The organism is Cupriavidus sp. FW305-27 (assembly GCF_058787995.1).
This window is the reverse complement of record NZ_JBYTAG010000022.1, coordinates 58,697-77,588: the sequence shown is the minus strand read 5'-3', so window position 1 is coordinate 77,588 and position 18,892 is coordinate 58,697. Positions and strand designations below refer to the sequence as shown.

Annotated in this window: 19 protein-coding genes; 3 read left to right on the top strand and 16 right to left on the bottom strand. The window is 66.3% G+C overall.

The window, feature by feature from the left end; all coding sequences use genetic code 11:
- Nucleotides 1-57 precede the first annotated feature (57 nt).
- From AC3WRI_RS13205 to AC3WRI_RS13150, 12 genes are all read right to left on the bottom strand, one after another.
- A complete protein-coding gene (locus tag AC3WRI_RS13205) occupies nt 58-1,137 on the bottom strand; it encodes a MucB/RseB C-terminal domain-containing protein (protein WP_011615723.1) in 1,080 nt (359 codons plus the stop codon).
- A gap of 8 nt (nt 1,138-1,145) precedes the next feature.
- Nucleotides 1,146-1,772, bottom strand: coding sequence for a sigma-E factor negative regulatory protein (locus tag AC3WRI_RS13200; protein ID WP_010814683.1), 627 nt, complete (start codon nt 1,770-1,772; stop codon nt 1,146-1,148).
- Nucleotides 1,773-1,887: 115 nt separating this feature from the next.
- Nucleotides 1,888-2,487 carry an RNA polymerase sigma factor RpoE gene (gene rpoE / locus AC3WRI_RS13195; protein ID WP_010814682.1) on the bottom strand — a complete coding sequence of 200 codons (600 nt, stop codon included), beginning with the start codon at nt 2,485-2,487 and terminating at the stop codon, nt 1,888-1,890.
- Between the two features lie 111 nt (nt 2,488-2,598).
- Nucleotides 2,599-3,072: a hypothetical protein gene (locus AC3WRI_RS13190; RefSeq protein WP_231881359.1), complete on the bottom strand. Its 474-nt coding sequence runs from the start codon at nt 3,070-3,072 to the stop codon at nt 2,599-2,601.
- A gap of 52 nt (nt 3,073-3,124) precedes the next feature.
- Nucleotides 3,125-4,357, bottom strand: a complete 1,233-nt coding sequence (fabF, locus tag AC3WRI_RS13185) for a beta-ketoacyl-ACP synthase II (protein ID WP_010814680.1) — start codon at nt 4,355-4,357, stop codon at nt 3,125-3,127.
- Between the two features lie 190 nt (nt 4,358-4,547).
- A complete protein-coding gene (acpP, locus tag AC3WRI_RS13180; protein ID WP_008644813.1) occupies nt 4,548-4,787 on the bottom strand; it encodes an acyl carrier protein in 240 nt (79 codons plus the stop codon).
- A 170-nt stretch (nt 4,788-4,957) separates the two neighbouring features.
- Complete coding sequence (fabG, locus tag AC3WRI_RS13175; RefSeq protein WP_010814679.1) at nt 4,958-5,707, bottom strand: 3-oxoacyl-ACP reductase FabG; 750 nt, start codon at nt 5,705-5,707, stop codon at nt 4,958-4,960.
- Between the two features lie 16 nt (nt 5,708-5,723).
- A complete protein-coding gene (gene fabD / locus AC3WRI_RS13170) occupies nt 5,724-6,653 on the bottom strand; it encodes an ACP S-malonyltransferase (RefSeq protein WP_492293405.1) in 930 nt (309 codons plus the stop codon).
- An 83-nt stretch (nt 6,654-6,736) separates the two neighbouring features.
- Complete coding sequence (locus tag AC3WRI_RS13165; RefSeq protein ID WP_439670801.1) at nt 6,737-7,717, bottom strand: beta-ketoacyl-ACP synthase III; 981 nt, start codon at nt 7,715-7,717, stop codon at nt 6,737-6,739.
- A gap of 52 nt (nt 7,718-7,769) precedes the next feature.
- Nucleotides 7,770-8,849, bottom strand: coding sequence for a phosphate acyltransferase PlsX (plsX, locus tag AC3WRI_RS13160; protein ID WP_010814676.1), 1,080 nt, complete (start codon nt 8,847-8,849; stop codon nt 7,770-7,772).
- 165 nt (nt 8,850-9,014) lie between these two features.
- Nucleotides 9,015-9,194: a 50S ribosomal protein L32 gene (gene rpmF, locus AC3WRI_RS13155; RefSeq protein WP_010814675.1), complete on the bottom strand. Its 180-nt coding sequence runs from the start codon at nt 9,192-9,194 to the stop codon at nt 9,015-9,017.
- 119 nt (nt 9,195-9,313) lie between these two features.
- A complete protein-coding gene (locus AC3WRI_RS13150) occupies nt 9,314-9,904 on the bottom strand; it encodes a DUF177 domain-containing protein (RefSeq protein WP_011615726.1) in 591 nt (196 codons plus the stop codon).
- Nucleotides 9,905-10,109: 205 nt separating this feature from the next.
- Here AC3WRI_RS13150 and AC3WRI_RS13145 point away from each other — a divergent pair, with 205 nt between their 5' ends.
- On the top strand, nt 10,110-10,709 hold the full coding sequence (locus AC3WRI_RS13145; RefSeq protein ID WP_010814673.1) for a Maf-like protein: 600 nt from the start codon (nt 10,110-10,112) through the stop codon (nt 10,707-10,709).
- Between the two features lie 16 nt (nt 10,710-10,725).
- Complete coding sequence (locus AC3WRI_RS13140; protein ID WP_010814672.1) at nt 10,726-11,457, top strand: SAM-dependent methyltransferase; 732 nt, start codon at nt 10,726-10,728, stop codon at nt 11,455-11,457.
- Between the two features lie 57 nt (nt 11,458-11,514).
- Here the strand turns inward: AC3WRI_RS13140 and AC3WRI_RS13135 are convergent, their stop codons facing one another.
- The 4 genes from AC3WRI_RS13135 to AC3WRI_RS13120 form a co-directional block, all read right to left on the bottom strand.
- Complete coding sequence (locus AC3WRI_RS13135; RefSeq protein WP_010814671.1) at nt 11,515-12,699, bottom strand: S49 family peptidase; 1,185 nt, start codon at nt 12,697-12,699, stop codon at nt 11,515-11,517.
- Between the two features lie 79 nt (nt 12,700-12,778).
- The gene (locus AC3WRI_RS13130) at nt 12,779-13,177 is read right to left on the bottom strand and encodes a Rieske (2Fe-2S) protein (protein WP_011615727.1); all 399 of its coding nucleotides are present in this window, start codon (nt 13,175-13,177) and stop codon (nt 12,779-12,781) included.
- Nucleotides 13,170-13,829, bottom strand: coding sequence for an HAD-IA family hydrolase (locus AC3WRI_RS13125; protein ID WP_011615728.1), 660 nt, complete (start codon nt 13,827-13,829; stop codon nt 13,170-13,172). The genes AC3WRI_RS13130 and AC3WRI_RS13125 overlap by 8 nt, the downstream gene beginning before the upstream one ends.
- 30 nt (nt 13,830-13,859) lie before the next feature.
- Nucleotides 13,860-14,864, bottom strand: a complete 1,005-nt coding sequence (locus tag AC3WRI_RS13120) for an RluA family pseudouridine synthase (RefSeq protein ID WP_010814668.1) — start codon at nt 14,862-14,864, stop codon at nt 13,860-13,862.
- A gap of 793 nt (nt 14,865-15,657) precedes the next feature.
- Here AC3WRI_RS13120 and AC3WRI_RS13115 point away from each other — a divergent pair.
- On the top strand, nt 15,658-18,732 hold the full coding sequence (locus tag AC3WRI_RS13115; protein ID WP_011615730.1) for an Rne/Rng family ribonuclease: 3,075 nt from the start codon (nt 15,658-15,660) through the stop codon (nt 18,730-18,732).
- The last annotated feature ends 160 nt before the right edge of the window (nt 18,733-18,892 follow it).

Genomic DNA, 18,892 nt, shown 5'->3' with positions numbered 1-18,892 from the left:
CATGAAGAGCCGGCGCCGGGACAGAGTCCGGCGGCGTCGGCTGCACCTGCGTCAAGCTCAGTGTACCGCCTTGGGCGGGCGGTACTCCACGGCCGTCGCAAACTGCCGCACGGTGCTCGCCGGCACCTCGCCCACCACGGTAATCCAGAAATCGGCAATTCGGCGCACCACGACCTGGGTCGCGCCGAGCGCTGCCACGCCCTCGCGGCGCACGCGTTGCTCGGAAACCGGTTCAATGAAGACCGACAGGCCGGTCAGCCCGTCGCTGTAAACGACCTGCAGCACTTCGAAGACCTGGCCGCGCGCGTTGCCCGGCGCGGGTGCGCGCAGCTCGCCGAGCGGACGGCGCACTTCGCGGATCTTCTGGAAGCCCTTGAGCGGCACCGCAATCGACCAGCCCTCGTCGGCGATATTGGTCGGCTGGTAGGTCACCTCATAGCGATTCCAGCTGCTGGAATTCTTGATCGCACCGAGGATATGCTGCTTTTCGGACGGCACCCCGATCTGCACCTGCGAGAACGCGACCTGCTCCAGCACCTTGCCACCATCGCCGATGGTCTGCGCGCGCATCAGCAGGCCGGAGTTTTTCTCCGCCCACAGGCGCACCGCATAGCGCGCGGCATCGTGCGGCTCCAGCGCGAAGACCTCGCACTCCATGCCTGCCACCCGCTCGGCGGGCATCTTGCGCATGTCGTACAGGTCCAGCACGTCGTTCTTGTTGGTGGCGAGCAGCGCCGGGAAGCGATCCTTGGCCTCCTGCTTCTCCACCACCACCAGCTTGGCTTCGGGGATCAGGCTGTGCACCACGTCATTCTGACGCAGCACCTCGCGCGGCTTGCCGTCGAGCGTTTCCAGGCGTTCGTACTCGTTGTGGACGAGATCGCTGTAATGCTGGATACGCGAGGCGTGCATGACGCTGCCGCGCTGGTAGATCAGCGTGCCGACATAGTTCTCGCGCTGTGCGGCTTTGTGGATCTTGTTGAGCCAGGCGGTGGCGTCGCGTCGGTTCAGCGTACTGTCTGAAGGCTGTGCGGTGGCCGCGGCAGCGCTCAGACACAAGGCCAGAAAAAAGGACCTACGCAGGGCCCTGATTTTCTGCGCGCCCGCTACATAGGCGGGCGACCCTCCTTTATGCATGTCCGGCATTATTCCTGCGTATTTTCCTGAGTGAAGTTTGCACCGTTGGCAACCGTGCGCATGGTGGGCACGAACGCATCCGTTGCCACCGACGTGCGATGGGCACGCAGGTATTCGTCCAGGCGCGGGTCGCGGATCATCTGGGGAGTTTCCGCCGCCACGGTGACGATGCCAGAGGCCGGGCTGGCCGGCTGGTCGGCGCGTGCCACCACGGCATCGGGCGTGGCCAGCGTGGCGGGGCCGCGCATCTGCGGCACGACCACCCAGCTGACCGCTGCCACGGCGGCGGCGATCGCGGTGCCCGGCATCACGCGGCGCACCCACGACGGCCTGACCAGCAGGCGGTGGCGGGCGCTGGCCTGCGCCACTGCCGGCACCAGTACATGCGGCTCGGCTTCCAGGCGCGCCGAGAAACGAGAGAGGAAAGCAGAGGTGGAACCCGCGTGCGTCAGGTCTTCCGAACGCAGCGTGTCGCCGATCAACTGGTAAGTGGCCCAGTCGGACATGCCGGCATCGCTTTTCGCGAGGCCCAGCACGGCATCGACTTCGTGCGGCGCCAGTTCGCCATCCATCAATACGGAGATCTGCTCCGCTGCTTCCACTACATGAACCGACTGCTTATGAGCCTGACCCATTTCCCACCCCAAGACATTCCATTGAACACCGATAATCCCGTCACTTCTGTCGCTTATCGATGCAGGAATACGCTGCAACGCTGGCCGCACGACATTCTTCTTGACTACCCGACTACTACCACCGTTTGCCCTCTGCCGTTCCCAGCAGCGGACGCAATTTCTCGGCAATCGCCTCGCGCGCCCGGAAGATCCGCGAACGCACCGTGCCGATCGGACATCCCATCGCTTCGGCGATCTCCTCATAGCTGAGGCCCTCGATCTCGCGCAGCGTGATGGCGGTCCGCAATTCCTCCGGAAGCGCCTCCATTGCGCGGTTCACCGTCTCGGCGACCTGGCGTGTGTGGAGCATCGATTCCGGCGTATTGATATCCCTTAGTTGCTCACCGTCCGCAAAAGTTTCAGCCTCCTCTGCATCGATATCGCTGGACGCTTCCGGGCGGCGGCCCTGGGTGGCAAGGTAGTTCTTGGCCGTGTTGACGGCGATCCGGTACAGCCACGTATAAAAGGCCGACTCCCCGCGGAACTGGGGCAACGCGCGGTATGCCTTGATAAAGGCATCCTGCGCCACATCCTCCACCTCAGCGGGGTCCCTGACCAGGCGCGAAATCAGGCGAATGATCTTCCGATGGTATTTGGTCACCAGAAGTTCAAAGGCCCGCTTGTCGCCCTGCTGGACGCGTTCAACTAGGAGCTGATCGGCTTCGCGTTCGCTCACGTATGGCTCACCTGCAGTGTATCTCTTGGTTTGGTCGTCACGACAAACGTTGTATTTTACCTACGATTCTAAGCCCGCCCGGTGAAGCAACGCGCATCCTGTGACCGCAAGCTAACAAAATCGTTCCCCTGCCGGCATCTCAGGTTGCACCCGCAGTGCAACTCTGGCGGCGCGTTGCAACCGCCGCGCCATCTCGGGCGAACCTGCCTGCCAGGGAAGAAAGATGGCGCCGGGCATCCCGGGCGCTCCGGGCGCCAGGCGCACGACAGCGGCGCCGCCGGCCTGCCAGCATTGCCTGACCACAGCCTCGTGCCGGGCATCACCCGGCCCTTGCAGGCGGATCCGCAATGGGCCGTTGCCGTCGGGCGCATGCAGCACTGCCGTGCAGCGCCAGCGCAGGCTGCACCACCACGCCGGCCAGGCACGCACCGTTGCCGCTGCGGCAAGCACGAGTGCCAGCGCCATGGCGGCATGCCCCCAATGGAAACCAGCCTGACTGCCGGCTATTACAGCGGCCAGCGTCCGCGCCAGCAGCGCGAGCGCCAGCATTTCGCCGGCACAAAACACGAACAGGGTCCACCACAACGGGTGGACCCTGCCCTGGCGCAGCCCGCGAAGGGCCCGCCTCAACCTCGGATCAGGCGCGGCGGAAAACAAGCGTGCCGTTGGTGCCGCCGAAACCGAAGTTGTTCTTCACCGCGACCTCGATCTTCATCTCGCGCGCCGTGTTGGCCACGTAGTCCAGGTCGCACTCGGGATCCTGGTTGTCGAGGTTGATCGTCGGCGGCGACACCTGGTTGTGCAGCGCCAGCACGGTGAAGACCGATTCCAGGCCGCCGGCACCGCCCAGCAGATGGCCGGTCATCGACTTGGTCGAGTTCACCACCATCTTGTAGGCCTGGTCCCCGAATGCGGCCTTGATCGCATCGGATTCGTTCTTGTCGCCCAGCGGTGTAGACGTACCATGGGCGTTCAGGTAATGCACCTGGTCCGTATTGATGCCGGCGTCCTTGAGCGCATTGACCATGCAACGGCGCGGGCCGTCCATGTTCGGCGCGGTCATGTGGTAGGCGTCGCCGCTCATGCCAAAGCCGATCAGCTCGGCATAGATGCGCGCGCCGCGCGCCTTGGCCGACTCGTACTCCTCCAGCATCATCACCCCGGCGCCTTCGCCCAGCACGAAGCCGTCGCGGTCCTTGTCCCACGGACGCGAAGCGGCGGCCGGATCGTCATTGCGCGTCGACAGCGCACGCGCAGCGGCGAAACCGCCGATGCCCAGCGGCGACACGGTCGACTCGGCACCGCCCGCCAGCATGGCGTCGGCATCGCCGGCCTGGATCAGGCGGGCGGCCAGGCCAATGCTGTGCAGGCCGGTCGTGCAAGCCGTCACGGCAGCCAGGTTCGGGCCCTTGATACCGTGGATGATCGACAGGTGGCCGGCGATCATGTTGATGATCGAGCCAGGCACGAAGAACGGCGAAATCCGGCGCGGACCGCGCTCGGTCAGCACGGCGTGGGTCTCTTCGATCAACGGCAGGCCGCCGATGCCCGAGCCGACCAGCACGCCGATGCGCTCGGCATTGGCTTCGGTCACTTCCAGGCCGCTGTCCTTCAGCGCCTGCGTGCCGGCCGCAATGCCGAAATGGATGAAGGTATCCATCGCGCGGGCTTCCTTGGCCGGGATGTAGTCCTCGGCATTGAAACCCTTCACTTCACCGGCAAAGTGCACGGAAAGCGCGGAGTGATCGAATTTGGTGATGGTGGCGATGCCGGACTTGCCGGCAACCAGGTTGGCCCAGCCTTCGGCAACCGTGTTTCCGACCGGAGACACAAGGCCAAGCCCAGTGACGACGACGCGACGACGGCTCACTATGTTTTCCTACGGGTGCGTGAAACGGGAACGGAACAGAGATCAGCCCGCCGCCGGCCTTGCGGGCCGCGCGGCGAAGCACATTCCATTCTGCTTCTTCAAACAGACGAAAGCCACAGAAAACAGCAAGGCGCGGCCGCAACGGCCCGCCCACCTGCCTTCTGTGGCTCGGAATGCAGAGACGACGGGCTTAGGCCTTGACGTGCGCGGTGGCGTAGTCGATAGCCTGTTGCACGGTCGTGATCTTTTCGGCTTCCTCATCAGGAATTTCCATGCCGAATTCATCTTCCAACGCCATCACGAGTTCAACCGTGTCCAGCGAGTCCGCACCGAGATCGTTCACGAACGACGATTCGTTCTTGATATCTGCCTCGGCCACGCCAAGCTGTTCTGCCACGATTTTCTTGACGCGTTGTTCGATATTGTCCATGTAACCCTCCAGGGAAGTTCGACAAAAAGTGGGCGCATTTTAGCAGGTTTGAGGCGACAGAAATGCCGCCTGCCAAGCTTTGCAAGAATCGCGCCCGTTTGGTTCGGAAAACTACTACTTCAGGCGGCTTCTTCGGGCTTCTCCCCCGAAACCAGCCAGCCAAAACCCCATTAATTCATGTACATCCCGCCGTTCACATGCAGCGTAGTGCCGGTAATGTAAGCGGCATGCGGGCCAGCCAGGAAGGCCACCGCGTTGGCGATATCCTCCGGCTGGCCAAGGCGACCCAGCGGAATCTGCGTCTTGAGCGAAGCATGCTGCTCTTCGGACAGCGCCTTGGTCATGTCGGTGTCGATAAAGCCCGGCGCGACACAGTTCACGGTCACGTTGCGGCTGCCGATTTCCGCGGCCAGCGAGCGGGTCATGCCCGCCACGCCCGCCTTGGCAGCAGAGTAGTTCATCTGGCCGGGGTTGCCGACCGAGCCCACCACCGAAGTGATATTGATGATGCGGCCCTGGCGGGCCTTCATCATCGGGCGCAGCACCGCGCGCGACAGACGGAACACCGAAGTCAGGTTGGTCTGGATCACGGCCAGCCAGTCCTCGTCCTTCATGCGCATCGCCAGCTGGTCCTGCGTGATGCCGGCATTGTTGACCAGCACGCCGATGCCGCCGTGGGTCTTGACAATCTCGTCGATGAGCGCGTCGCAAGCGGCCGCGTCATTGACGTTGAGCACGGCGCCCTTGCCCTTCAGGCCGTCGGCGCCGAGGTAATCGGTGATGCCGGCCGCGCCGGCTTCGCTGGTGGCGGTGCCGATCACGGTGGCGCCCTGGCGGGCCAGTTCCAGCGCGATGGCTCGGCCGATGCCGCGCGAGGCGCCGGTGACCAGCGCAACCTGGTTGTCGAGAAGTTTGGTCATGCGGATGTCCTCTTGCTTACTTCAGCAGTGCCAGCGTGTCTTGCAGCGAGGCCGGATCGAAGATCGCACCGCCGGTCAGGTTGCCGTCGATGCGCTTGGTCATGCCGGCCAGCACCTTGCCGGGGCCGCATTCGATCACGTGCGTGACGCCTTCGGCGGCCATCTTCTGCACGCACTCGACCCAGCGCACCGGCGCGGCGGCCTGGCGCACCAGGGCGTCCTTGATCGCATCCGGATCATTGACGATGGCGACATCGACGTTGTTCACCAGCGGGATCGACGGCGCCGAGAAAGCCAGGCCGGCCATGCGCTCGCGCAGGCGGTCCGAAGCGGGCTTGAGCAGCGACGAGTGGAACGGCGCCGACACCGGCAGCGGCAGCGCGCGCTTGGCGCCCTTGCCCTTGGCGATTTCGCAGGCCTTCTCGACCGCGGCCTTGTGCCCGGCAATCACCACCTGCGACGGCGCGTTGAAGTTCACGGCCTCGACCACGCCGGCGGCCGATGCCTCGGCGCAAGCGGCGCGCACGTCGTCATCGGACAGGCCCAGGATCGCGGCCATGGCACCCTCGCCCACCGGCACGGCTTCTTGCATGGCTTGCGCGCGGAAGCGCACCAGCGGTACCGCGTCGGCAAACGGGATCACGCCCGCGGCCACCAGCGCCGAGTACTCGCCCAGGCTGTGGCCGGCAACCAGCGCCGGTGCCGGACCACCGGTATCCAGCCAGGCACGGTAGACCGCCACTGCGGCGGTCAGCATCACCGGCTGCGTGTTGGTGGTCAGGTTCAGCTCTTCGGCGGGGCCTTCGGCGATCAGGCGGCCGAGATCCTGGCCGAGCGCGGCCGAGGCCTCTTCCACGGTGGCGCGCACCACGGCGTTATCGGCGAAGGCATTGAGCATGCCGACCGACTGCGAACCCTGGCCGGGAAATACGAAAGCGAATTTCATCGGATTGGAACCCTAACAAGAAACGGGTGGCCGGCGCCGCGGCATGCCCCGCATGCGCGGCATGCCATGGCGCCGGCCGCGAATCACATGCGCAGCAGCACCGCGCCCCAGGTGAAGCCGCCGCCCACGCCTTCCATCAGCACGGTCTGGCCCGCGCGGATGCGGCCGTCGCGCACCGCGACGTCCAGCGCCAGCGGGATCGACGCGGCCGAGGTGTTGCCGTGCTCATGCACGGTGGCGACCATGCGCTCCGCCGGCAGGCCCAGCTTCTTTGCCGTGCCCTGCATGATGCGGATATTGGCCTGGTGCGGGATCAGCCAGTCGATCTGGCCCGGCGTCACGCTGGCAGCCTCCATGGCTTCGCGCGCGACCTTGTCCAGCACGTTCACGGCCAGCTTGAACACAGCCTGGCCGTCCATGTGCAGGAACGGGTTGCCGGTGATGTTGCCGCCGGCGACGTTGCCCGGCACGCACAGGATATCGACATGCCTGCCGTCCGAGTGCATCGCGGTGGACAGGATCCCCGGCTCCTCGGACGCCGACAGCAGCACGGCGCCGGCACCGTCGCCGAACAGCACGCAGGTGGTGCGGTCGTTGAAGTCCAGGATGCGCGAGAACACCTCGGTGCCGATCACCAGCACGTTGCGGTGCGAGCCGCTGCGGATGAACTTGTCGGCGGTGGCCAGCGCGTACACGAAGCCCGAGCACACCGCCTGCAGGTCGAACGCCGGGCAGTGGTTGGTGATGCCCAGCTTTTCCTGCACGATGCAGGCCGTGCTGGGGAACACGAAGTCCGGCGTCGAGGTGGCGACGATGATCAGGTCGATGCTCTGGCGGTCGATGCCGGCGGCTTCGATGGCCTGCTCGGCAGCCTTGACCGCGAGATCGCTGCTGGTCACATCCGGCTCGGCCCAGTGGCGTGCCGAAATGCCGCTGCGCGAGACGATCCAGTCGTCGCTGGTCTCGATGCCCTTTTCGGCAAGCTGCGTGGCCAGGTCATGGTTGCTCACGCGCCGCGGAGGCAGGTAGCTCCCGGTACCGATGATTTTTGCGTACTTGGTCATGTATTGTCGGATCGTATGGCCCGCAGGCACCCTCGACCGGCGCGCGTGGCGCTCAGGCGACGTGGGGGCTGGGATGCGCGCCAGGCACCTCTGTCTCCGGGGCGGGCTGTGCAGCGCCTGCGGCGCTGGATTTATCGGCAAAAGCCCGGGTGATGCGGGCGATCACGCCATTCTTGGCGGCATCATACCCGCGTTTGATGGCCCACTCAAAAGAATGGGCATCGGCCGAGCCGTGGCTCTTGATCACCAGCCCGCGCAACCCAAGCAGCGAGGCGCCGTTGTAGCGCGCCGGGTCGAGCCGCCTGGCCAGGCGCGACAGCACCGGCATGGCGACCGCGGCCAGCAGCTTGGTGAACCACGAGCGGGTGAATTCTTCCTTGATCATACTGCCGATCATCTTGGCCAGGCCCTCGGTGCTCTTGAGCGCCACGTTGCCGACGAAGCCGTCGCAGACCACGATGTCGGTAGTGCCCTTGAAGATGTCGTTGCCTTCCACGTTGCCGTAGAAGTTCAGCTCCGAGGCGCGCAGCAGTTCACCCGCACGCTTGACCACCTCATTGCCCTTGATGACTTCCTCGCCGATGTTCAGCAGGCCCACCGTGGGGTGTTCCTTGTGGTCGACCACGGCCACCATGGCTTCGGCCATGCGCGCGAACTGCAGCAGGTGCTCGGGCTCGCAGTCGGCATTGGCGCCCAGGTCCAGCACGGTGGTGCCCCAGCCTTGCTCGTTCGGGATGGTGGTGGCGATGGCCGGCCGCTCGATGCCTTCGAGCGTCTTGAGCACATAGCGCGACACCGCCATCAGCGCGCCGGTATTGCCGGCGGAGATGCAGGCACCGGCCAGGCCTTCCTTGACCTGCGTGACGGCGACGCGCATCGAGGAATCCCTCTTCTTGCGCAGCGCCACCTCGACCGGGTCATCCATGGTGATGACCTCGGTGGCCTCGACGATGGTCACGCGCGGATGGTCCAGCGCGTGCAGCTTCTTCAGCTGCGTCCGGATGGCGTCGGGCAAGCCGACCAGCACCATCTCGGCGTCGTCGTGGCGGGAAAGAAAACTGATCGCCGCAGGCACCGTCACGGAGACTCCGTGATCGCCGCCCATGCAGTCGATAGCGATTTTGATCGTCATTGTTCCTGGTACGGATAGCGCGGCGGCGCACGCCACGCCCGGCGGGAAATCCGAGCGCCCAACAAAAAAGCGGCAACGATCTTGCCGCTTTTTTGTCTCTGACCTTTTAGTGTCCGACCTACAGGCATGCGCGAGCGAGACGCAACGTCACGCCGAACGAAGCTATCAGTCGTTCTTGGTCTTGATGACCTTGCGGCCACGGTAGTAGCCGTTCGGGCTGACGTGGTGGCGCAGGTGGGTTTCGCCGGTGGTCGGCTCAACTGCCAGCGGCGCTGCCGACAGGTGATCGTGCGAACGGTGCATGCCGCGCTTGGACGGCGACTTCTTGTTCTGTTGAACAGCCATGATGACTCCTTCGAGAATTTTTCAATATTAACACACGCATCCCGCCCAAGGCGTAGCCGGGGCCCGGCCGGATGCTTCAGATTCACCTGCAAGACCTTGCGCACCGCCTGCCGGCGGCATCAATGCTTGGTCTTCAGGCCGGCCAGCGCCGCAAAGGGCGAAGGCCGCTTTTCTTCCTCAGGCTCAGCCTCTGGCTGCGCCTCGCCGTCCGAACCGGTCACGAGGCTTTCGTGCACCGTCGGGCAGACGTCATGCTTGGGGGCCACCGGCAACGCCAGCAGCACTTCATCTTCAATCAGGTCCAGCAGCGAGAAACGCTTCGAGCCGGCGATCACGTCGACTTCGTCGTCGTCCATCGGCGCGGCGTCGGCCGCTTCCTCGCTTTCCACCACCTCGAAACGCGTTGCCGTATCGATCGGCTCGGCATAGGGGGCCAGGCAGCGCTGGCAATCCAGCCAGATCCGGCCCTCCACGGTCACGTCGAGAAACAGCCGCCGCGCCACCGCGGCGCCCGGCTCGGCCGCCTCTTCACGCATGAAGCCAGTGACCGTATAGGCAAACGTCTCATCGGGTGCCGAGGCTGGCGCTTGCGCGGCGGTCTCGGCTAAGATGCGCGGCAAATCCCGCACCGCCACGTCGCCGGCCAGGCTTTCACCCTTCCGGCACAAGGCGAAGAGATCAAGCGCGCGCAGGTCAATCGGCTGGGTCATGTGCGTGCTCCGGTCGCTATACAATGACTGGTTCGCCACATTCCACGCCTGCCGGACTACGGGCCGCGCACATTGGCGGCACTGCGCCCGGGTGCGGATGCGGCTAAACGCGCGATTGTACGACGTAAACCGCGTCGAGGTCAAAGGTCTTGCAACGCGGGCCGCACCTTTTACTGTTTCGCTTCCTGTTCCGATTCCATTACTTATGTCCACAGACCCCCGCCCCAGCCTGATCCTTGGCTCCGGCTCGTCCTACCGCCGCGAACTGCTGGAGCGCCTGCGCATCCCGTTCGAGGTGGCCGTGCCCGACATCGACGAAACCCCGCTTGCCGGCGAAGCGCCCGAAGCCACCGCGCTGCGCCTGTCGCAGCGCAAGGCCGAAGCCATTGCCGCGCGCCATCCGGGCGTGCTGGTGATCGGCTCGGACCAGGTGCTGACCCTGGACGGCGAACAGATGGGCAAGCCCGGCACGCACGAGAAGGCCGTGGCGCAGCTGCGCCGCATGCGCGGGCGCACCGCCACCTTCCACTCGGCGCTGTGCCTGCTGGACGCACGCACCGGCACCGTGCAGCTGGCCGACGTGCAGACCCGCGTGACCATGCGCGACCTGACCGATGCTGAAATCGAGACCTACCTGCAGCTGGAGCGCCCCTACGACGTGGCCGGCAGCGCCAAGTCCGAAGGCCTGGGCATCGCGCTGCTGGAACGCGTCGAGTCGGACGACCCGACCGCACTGGTCGGCCTGCCGCTGATCGCACTGACCGGCATGCTGCGCCAGGCCGGCTACCCTCTTCTTTCCGCATGATCCGCACGAGCCCACGATGAGCGGCACTCTCTACCTGATCCCCAACACCCTCGGCAAGCGCGATGAAGCCGACCCGCTGGCCGACGTGATCCCGGCCGGCGTGCAGCAGATCGCGGCCAACCTCGATTACCTCGTCGCCGAGAACGCCAAGACCGCGCGCGCCTTCCTGAAGAAGCTGGGCGAGACCACGCCGCTGGCACGCCCGATCCAGCAGATCGATATCCGCGAGCTGAACGTCAACACGCGCGCCGACGCCCTGGCCGCACTGCTAGCCCCGCTCGAAGCCGGCCGCGACGGCGGCCTGCTGTCCGAGGCCGGCGTGCCGGCGGTGGCCGACCCCGGCGCCGACCTGGTGCGGCTGGCCCATGCGCGCCGCATCCGCGTGCGGCCGCTGGTCGGGCCCAGCTCGATCCTGCTGGCGGTGATGGGCTCGGGCCTGAACGGCCAGAGCTTTGCCTTCAACGGCTATCTGCCGGTCGATGCCGGCGAGCGCGCGCAGCGCCTGCGTGAGCTGGAACAGCGCTCGCGCAAGTCCAGCCAGACCCAGGTGTTCATCGAAACGCCCTACCGCAATGCGGCGCTGCTGGAAGCCATGCGCCAGCACTGCGCCGGCACCACGCTGCTGTCCGTGGCCGTGGACCTGACCCTGCCGGGCGAGACCATCGTCACGCTGCCGCTGTCGGACTGGCGTCCCGAGCGGATCGACCTGCACAAGCGCCCGGCGATCTTCTCGCTGCTGGCCATGTAAGAAACGGCAAAGGGGGCGCGAACGCCCCCTTTGCCATTGCCGCCGCGCCATCCAGGCTCAGTGCATGCCCTGCATGCGGTTGCTCCACAGCATGGTCTTCATCGCCGCCGAGCCCACCGCCGCGCCAAAGCGCTTGGCCACGCGCTCGGCGATGTTCTCCTTGACGGTGTAGTCGACGATGTCCTCGGCCTTGAGCACATCGCGCGCGACATAGTCGGCACTGCCCAGCCCGTCGGCCAGGCCCAGCTCCACGGCGCGCTCGCCCGACCAGAACAGGCCGGAGAACAGTTCCGGATCATCCTTGAGCCGGTCGCCGCGCCCTTCCTTGACCACGTCGATGAACTGCTGGTGGATCTGCTTGAGCATGGCCTCGGCAAAGGCCTTCTGCTTGGGCACCTGCGGCGAGAACGGGTCCAGCATGCCCTTGTTGGCGCCCGAGGTATACAGCCGGCGCTCCACGCCCAGCTTGTCCATCAGCCCGGTAAAGCCAAAACCGTCCATCAGCACGCCGATCGAACCTACGATGCTGGCCTTGTCGACATAGATCTTGTCGGCCGCCGCGGCCACGTAATAGCCGCCCGAGGCACAGATCTCTTCCACCACCACATAGAACGGCTTGGACGGATAAAGCGTGCGCAGCCGCTGGATCTCGTCGTTGATGATGCCCGCCTGCACCGGCGAGCCACCCGGAGAATTGATCTTCAGGATCACGCCGGCGGCATTGCCGTCAGCGAACGCCGCCTGCAACGAGGCATTGATCGATTCCGCGCTGGCCGGGGTGCCAGCGGCGATTTCGCCCTCCAGCGTGACCATGGCGGTATGGCGGCCCGAGGTGCTGATGGCGCCATCGCCCTTGAAGTCGAACAGCGTGACCAGGATCAGCGCCAGCAAAGCCAGTCCGACAAAGCGGAAGAAGATGCGCCAGCGCCGTGCCGCGCGCTGCTCGCGCAGCGATGCGGTCAGCACTTTTTCCAGCAGATCGCGCTCCCAGCCGGCGCCGCCGCCAACCGGGGGCCCCGCCGTGGCTCCAGCCATGCGCGCCTTGCGCTCGCGCGCTTCACGCCTTGCGGCGTCGTCGCCGGCTCGCAATTCGTCTTCCAGCGGGTAGTCGGCGCGCGGTGCGGTGACCAGGCGCTCGGACTCCGCCTGGGGCGCCCCTTCGCCCGGCGCACCGTCGCCGGCTGGCTTGTGCTCGTCCGGCTGACCCGATTCACCCGATGGCGGCTTCTGTTGTTCTGTCATGCAAATCGCTCGTGGAAACGCCTGGAACCCCAGGCCTGGAAATACAACGGCCGGCCTGACTGCCGGCCCTGCCCGTCATTCAGGCACCGCCCATGCGCGCAGCAATCCGGTATGGCGCTTCCGGTAGCCAGTAGACCTGGCCGTCGCGCTCCTCGATGCGCAGCTTGGCCAGCGATGCGCCGCGGCAGGGACCGCCGACGCACTCGCCGCTGTCCGGCGCATAAACCGCGCCATGTGTGGCGCACATCAAGTATAGGCCCGAGGCATCGAAGAACCGGCCTTCCTGCCAGTCCAGTTCCATCGGCACATGGGCGCACTGGTTCAGGTAGCCGTGCGCGGCGCCGTCGAAACGCACCACGAAGGCGCCGATCTCGCGCTGGTCCAGCGCCACCGAGAAGCGCACGCCCAGGCCGCCTTCCTCCAGGTCCTCGGCGGCACACAGCCGCACCGGCGCCTGGCCGGCCGCTGCCTCAGGCATGGGCCAGCAGCCAGTCGGTCAGGTCGGGGATGGAAGTCGCGCAATGCACCGGCGCCATCGCGCGCAGCGAATCTGCGGGATGTGCGCCATAGCACACACCAATCCCCTTGGCGCCGGCATTGGCCGCCATCTGCAGGTCATGGGTGGTGTCGCCGACCATCACCGTGCGCTCCACGTCCTGGCCCAGTTCGCGGGTCAGTTCGTGCAGCATGGCCGGGTGCGGCTTGGAGAAGGTCTCGTCGGCACAGCGCGTGGCGTCGAACAGGCGGGTCAGACCGCTCGCGGCCAGCGCGCGCTGCAGGCCGACGCGGGTCTTGCCGGTGGCCACGCCAAGAAAATAATGTTCGCCGCGCAGGGCCTCCAGCATTTCGCGCACGCCGTCGAACAGCACCAGGTCGGCGTCGCGAGCGAGGAAGTGGTAGCGGTAGCGTTCGGCCAGGCGCGGGTAGTCGACGGGGTCCAGCGTCGGCACCGCGTAAGACAGCGCATCCTTCAGGCCCAGCCCGATCACGTGGCTGGCGGCGCTGTCATCCGGCACCGGCAGGCCCAGGTCGCGGCTGGCAAGCTGGATGCACTTCGCGATGGTCGGGGTCGAGTCCATCAACGTCCCGTCCCAGTCGAAAACGATCAGGTCAAATTGTTGCCTGGCCATGGAAATCCTTGTGGCGTTTGATGCACTACCCTACTCCGGGGCATGCAGTTCACGCAATTGTTGCAGGAATCCGACGCACTCGTCGGGCAGCGGCGCTTCCACCGCCAGCGGCTCGCCCGTGGCCGGGTGGATAAACACCAGCCGGTGGGCATGCAGGAACATGCGCTTGAGGCCCGGCCTGGCGCCGGAACGCGCCAGTGCCTTGTTCAGCGAGAAGTCACCATATTTTTCGTCGCCGACGATCGGGAAACCCGAGTGGGCCAGGTGGACGCGGATCTGGTGGGTACGGCCGGTCTTCAGCTCGGCCTCCAGCAGGGTGAAGCCCTGGAAGGCCTCGACCCGGTTGAACACGGTGTGCGAGGCCAGCCCGTCGGCCTGCACCCGCACCCGGCGCTCGCCGTCCGGCGTGCTGTACTTATATAGCGGCAGCTTCACGTGCTGGCGCGCGTTCGGGAATTCGCCGGCCACGCAGGCGAAATAGCGCTTGTCCATCGCGCTGCCGCGAATCTGCTCGTGCAGGTGGACCAGCGCCGAGCGCTTCTTGGCCAGCACCAGGATGCCGGAGGTCTCGCGGTCGAGCCGGTGCACCAGCTCCAGGAACTTGGCCTCGGGCCGCGACCGGCGCAATTGCTCGATCACGCCGAAGGCCACGCCCGAGCCGCCGTGCACGGCCACGCCGGCCGGCTTGTTGATCACCAGCAGCTGGGCGTCCTCAAACAGCACCGGGAACTCCCCCGCCGGCACATGCTGGGCATTGTCCGATTGCGCCGAATTCGCCACCCGCATTGGCGGAATGCGCACTACATCACCCGACTGCAGACGATAAGTGGCATCGATCCGCCCCTTATTGACGCGAACTTCCCCCGAACGCAGCACCCGGTAGATATGGCTCTTGGGCACGCCCTTGGCCACCTTCAGCAGGAAGTTGTCAATGCGCTGACCTTCCGAGCCTTCGTCAATCGTGACATACGCCACCTGTGGGCTGGCCGGCGCAGCTTCGGCAGCCTTTTCAATTTGATGGCGTAACTCATTCATTTTCAATATAATTTCCTCGCTGTCCCGGCTTGTGGCCGGCAGCGCAAGACCTGTGTAAGCGATTAATCTTCGAGTTTTCCTGGATTTTTCGCATTCTACACTTGGGGTTGCCGCCAACCCCGCCCGTCTCCCGCAACTTTGCGTTCCGCCAAGCGCCAGACGGGCAAATGGCAGTAAAAAGCAGCACGCACGGTGCCGCCGGCATGCAGGAAGTCGCCCAAAGGAGGCTTCGGCGAGGCAGGCGGTGACGTGGGAACTGAGTGTTCAGGTAAAACAGAATTTAAAGGCGGATGCCACTGCCGGCATCCGCTTCGGTGAGAGAAGTCCTGCCCGCACCGGGAAACGGTGCCGGCCGGCAGGTTAGCCTGCCGCCTGACTGGAAATACCGGCGCCCGGTCGCAGAATTCCAAGAAGTAGTAGGTGCGCCCGCCAGGAGTAGTCAGGCAGCAACGGCAACCATGCCGTGTCCGAAAAATTTGCTCTTTGACGCGTCTAGGCCTTCCGCGGCCGGCCGCGATGCCGCCGGCGCCGGTTGCGCCGGCGTTCAGCATCGCCTCCGGCACGGGAACGCGCCGGATGTCTGCGCAAGAGCAGCCTCCGGTGTTCTCTCCTGCCCCGCGGACGTTACCCCGACGTCATCGCTCTCTTTCACCCGCGCCCAGCCGCTCGCCTATCCCGCGCAGCGGCGCTTTCCGGCAATTCTCGCGCCTCGCTCGCTCCCTCGCGTGCTCCATGGATCGCCGCGGACACCGCCCAGACGGTGCCACCCGCGACACTGGAGTGAGGTATTGCGATGAAACGCATGCTGTTCAACGCGACGCAACAGGAGGAATTGCGCGTCGCCATCGTCGACGGTCAGAAACTGATCGATATCGACATCGAGACTGCCGGGCGCGAACAGCGCAAGGGCAACATCTACAAGGGTGTCATCACCCGCATCGAACCCTCGCTGGAAGCCTGCTTCGTCAACTACGGCGAAGAGCGCCACGGCTTCCTGCCGTTCAAGGAAGTAGCCCGCGCCTTCTTCAAGGAAGGCATCGACGTGCGCAACGCGCGCATCCAGGATGCCCTGCATGAAGGCCAGGAACTGATCGTCCAGGTCGAGAAGGAAGAACGCGGCAACAAGGGCGCGGCCCTGACCACCTTCATCTCGCTGGCCGGCCGCTACCTGGTGCTGATGCCCAACAACCCGCGCGGCGGCGGCGTGTCGCGCCGCATCGAGGGCGAGGACCGCCAGGAACTGCGCGAGACCATGGCGCAGCTGACCGTGCCGGAAGGCATGAGCATCATCGCCCGGACTGCAGGCATCGGCCGCTCGGCCGAGGAACTGCAGTGGGACCTGAACTACCTGCTGCAGCTGTGGAAGGCCATCGACGGCGCCGCCGGCGACAACAAGGCCCCGCTGCTGATCTACCTGGAATCGAGCCTGGTCATCCGCGCCATCCGCGACTACTTCCAGCCGGATATCGGCGAGATCCTGATCGACACCGACGAGATCTACGAACAGGCCCGCGCCTTCATGAGCGTGGTGATGCCTGACAACATGAACCGCGTGAAGAAGTACCGGGACGACGTGCCGCTCTTCTCGCGTTTCCAGATCGAGCACCAGATCGAGTCGGCCTACTCGCGCATGGTGATGCTGCCCTCGGGCGGCGCCATCGTGATCGACCACACCGAGGCGCTGGTCTCCGTGGACGTGAACTCGGCCCGCGCCACCAAGGGCGCCGACATCGAGGAAACCGCGCTGCGCACCAACCTCGAGGCCGCCGACGAGATCGCGCGCCAGCTGCGCCTGCGCGACCTGGGCGGCCTGATCGTGATCGACTTCATCGACATGGAGTCGGGCAAGGCCCAGAAGGACGTGGAAACGCGCCTGAAGGACGCGCTGCGCCACGACCGCGCGCGCGTGCAGATGGGCAAGATCAGCCGCTTCGGCCTGATGGAGCTGTCGCGCCAGCGCCTGCGGCCGTCGCTGTCGGAGGGCTCGCACATCACTTGCCCGCGCTGCAACGGCACCGGCCATATCCGCGATACGGAATCGTCCGCCCTGCAGGTGCTGCGCATCATCCAGGAAGAGGCGATGAAGGAAAACACCGCCGCCATCCACTGCCAGGTGCCGGTGGAAGTGGCCGCCTTCCTGCTGAACGAGAAGCGCCAGGAAATCAACCTGATCGAGCTGCGCTTCAAGGTCAATGTGCTGCTGATCCCCAACAAGCACCTGGAAACGCCGCATTACAAGCTGGAGCGCCTGCGCCACGACGACCCGCGCCTGGAAGAAAGCACCGCCAGCTACCGCATGGCCGAGGCCGCCGCCAAGGAACTGGAAGCCGACACCAGCTACAGCAGCCGCCGCAAGGAAGAAGCCAAGCCGCGCCAGGAAGCCGCGGTCAAGGGCATCACCCCGGAACAACCGGCCCCGGTGTCGGTGCCGCGCCCCGAGCGCGCACCCAAGCCGGAAGCCCCGGTCGCCCCGCCCGTGCCGGCCACCCAGCCGGTGGTCAGCGGCGGTTTTATCGCCTGGCTGAAGGGCCTGTTCGGTGCCCGTCCGGCAACCCCGCCGGTGGTGGAACCGGCCAAGCCGGCGGTTGCCACTGAGGCCCGCAGCGCCGAAGGCCGGCGCGAGCGCGGCCAGCGCGGCGAAGGCCGTGGCCTGCGTGGTGAGCGTGGCGACCGCGCCGAGCGTGGTGAGCGCGCGGAGCGTGGCGAGCGCCAGGGCCGCGGCCAGCGCGGCGACCGTGCCGAGCGCGCGGAACGTGGTGAACGCCAGGGTGCCGAGCGCGGCGAGCAACGCGAGGGCCGTGGCGAACGCCAGGGCCGCCAGCCGCGCCAGCAAGGTGAAGGCCAGGCCACCCCGGCCCTGGCACGCCAGGGCGAGGCGGTGCAAGCCGAGCGCGCCCAGGGCGAGCGCGTCGAGGGCCGTCAGGAAGGCCGCCGCGACCGCAACCAGGAACGCCGCGAGCGCCAGCGTGAACGCCAGCGCGAACGCAGCGAACTGCGCGAAGCCGAAGCCGGTGAAGCACCGCGGCCGGAAGCCGTCGCCGCCGCCCAGGCTCTGGGCGTGCTGCCGCAGGCCGTGACCGAAGAGACGCAAGCCGTCCGCGCCGAGTTGCCGGAAGGTGCCGAAAGCACCGCCGAGACCGCTGAGGGCGAAGAGCGCCGCCGCCGCAACCGCCGTGGCCGCAACCGCTATCGCCGCGAGCGCGACGAGTCGGTGCAAGTTGCCCAGGGCGAAGGCGACGAAGAGGCCGCCGCTGCTGAAGCCGTTGCCCCGGTACGTGCTGAAGCCCCCGTGCCGGCCGAGCCCGCACCGCAAGCTGCCGTGGCCGTGGCCGCTGCGGCCGAGGCCGTCGAAGCGATCCGCATCGCCGTGCCGGAAGATGTGACGCCCGCGCCGGTCGCCGAGGCAGCCCCGGTGACCGCGCCGGTTGCCGAGCCCGCGCCCCAGCAAGCTGCGCCGGTAGCCGTTGCCGTCACGGAAGCCATTGCCGCCGAAGCGATCGTCGAGACCACCGCAAGCGTGGCCGTCGAAGCGGCTCCGGTGGTGGCGGCACCTGCCGCTGCACCGGTCGCCGCCCCTGTCGCCGAAGCCGCACCGGCCGAAGTGTTCGCCCCGGCAGCCCCGGTCGTTGCTGCAGCGCCGGCCACCCCGGCAGCGCTGGAAAACCTGGAATCGATGCTGGCCACCGCCGGCCTTCAATGGGTCCATACCGACAGCGACAAGCTGCGTTCGGCCCAGGAAGCCGCCGCCCGCATTGCGCCCGCTCCGCGCGTGCAGCGCGAGCGCAAGGCGCTGCCGCCACTGCCCCACGGTCCGATGATCCTGGTGGAAACCGGTGGCCGCGAAGTGGAGATGGCATCGCAGCAGTAAGCGTTGCCGCTGCACCGCAGCCAAAGCAAGAAGGGGACGGCCACGCCGTCCCCTTTTTTCATGGGCAGCCGGCCGGATGAATCCCCGCCATCTCCGGGGGATGCGGGTGCCCCACCCCCGCCTCGGCTAGAATGGCAGCAGAAGGCATCCGGCCCTCGAG

Excerpts from the sequence above, each read along its gene's own strand:
- AC3WRI_RS13205 (WP_011615723.1), bottom strand. The coding sequence starts at position 1,137 with ATGCATAAAGGAGGGTCGCCCGCCTATGTAGCGGGCGCGCAGAAAATC.
- AC3WRI_RS13200 (WP_010814683.1), bottom strand. The coding sequence starts at position 1,772 with ATGGGTCAGGCTCATAAGCAGTCGGTTCATGTAGTGGAAGCAGCGGAG.
- acpP (WP_008644813.1), bottom strand. The coding sequence starts at position 4,787 with ATGGACAATATCGAACAACGCGTCAAGAAAATCGTGGCAGAACAGCTT.
- fabG (WP_010814679.1), bottom strand. The coding sequence starts at position 5,707 with ATGACCAAACTTCTCGACAACCAGGTTGCGCTGGTCACCGGCGCCTCG.
- fabD (WP_492293405.1), bottom strand. The coding sequence starts at position 6,653 with ATGAAATTCGCTTTCGTATTTCCCGGCCAGGGTTCGCAGTCGGTCGGC.
- AC3WRI_RS13165 (WP_439670801.1), bottom strand. The coding sequence starts at position 7,717 with ATGACCAAGTACGCAAAAATCATCGGTACCGGGAGCTACCTGCCTCCG.
- plsX (WP_010814676.1), bottom strand. The coding sequence starts at position 8,849 with ATGACGATCAAAATCGCTATCGACTGCATGGGCGGCGATCACGGAGTC.
- rpmF (WP_010814675.1), bottom strand. The coding sequence starts at position 9,194 with ATGGCTGTTCAACAGAACAAGAAGTCGCCGTCCAAGCGCGGCATGCAC.
- AC3WRI_RS13150 (WP_011615726.1), bottom strand. The coding sequence starts at position 9,904 with ATGACCCAGCCGATTGACCTGCGCGCGCTTGATCTCTTCGCCTTGTGC.
- AC3WRI_RS13145 (WP_010814673.1), top strand. The coding sequence starts at position 10,110 with ATGTCCACAGACCCCCGCCCCAGCCTGATCCTTGGCTCCGGCTCGTCC.
- AC3WRI_RS13140 (WP_010814672.1), top strand. The coding sequence starts at position 10,726 with ATGAGCGGCACTCTCTACCTGATCCCCAACACCCTCGGCAAGCGCGAT.
- AC3WRI_RS13135 (WP_010814671.1), bottom strand. The coding sequence starts at position 12,699 with ATGACAGAACAACAGAAGCCGCCATCGGGTGAATCGGGTCAGCCGGAC.
- AC3WRI_RS13130 (WP_011615727.1), bottom strand. The coding sequence starts at position 13,177 with ATGCCTGAGGCAGCGGCCGGCCAGGCGCCGGTGCGGCTGTGTGCCGCC.
- AC3WRI_RS13125 (WP_011615728.1), bottom strand. The coding sequence starts at position 13,829 with ATGGCCAGGCAACAATTTGACCTGATCGTTTTCGACTGGGACGGGACG.
- AC3WRI_RS13120 (WP_010814668.1), bottom strand. The coding sequence starts at position 14,864 with ATGAATGAGTTACGCCATCAAATTGAAAAGGCTGCCGAAGCTGCGCCG.
- AC3WRI_RS13115 (WP_011615730.1), top strand. The coding sequence starts at position 15,658 with ATGAAACGCATGCTGTTCAACGCGACGCAACAGGAGGAATTGCGCGTC.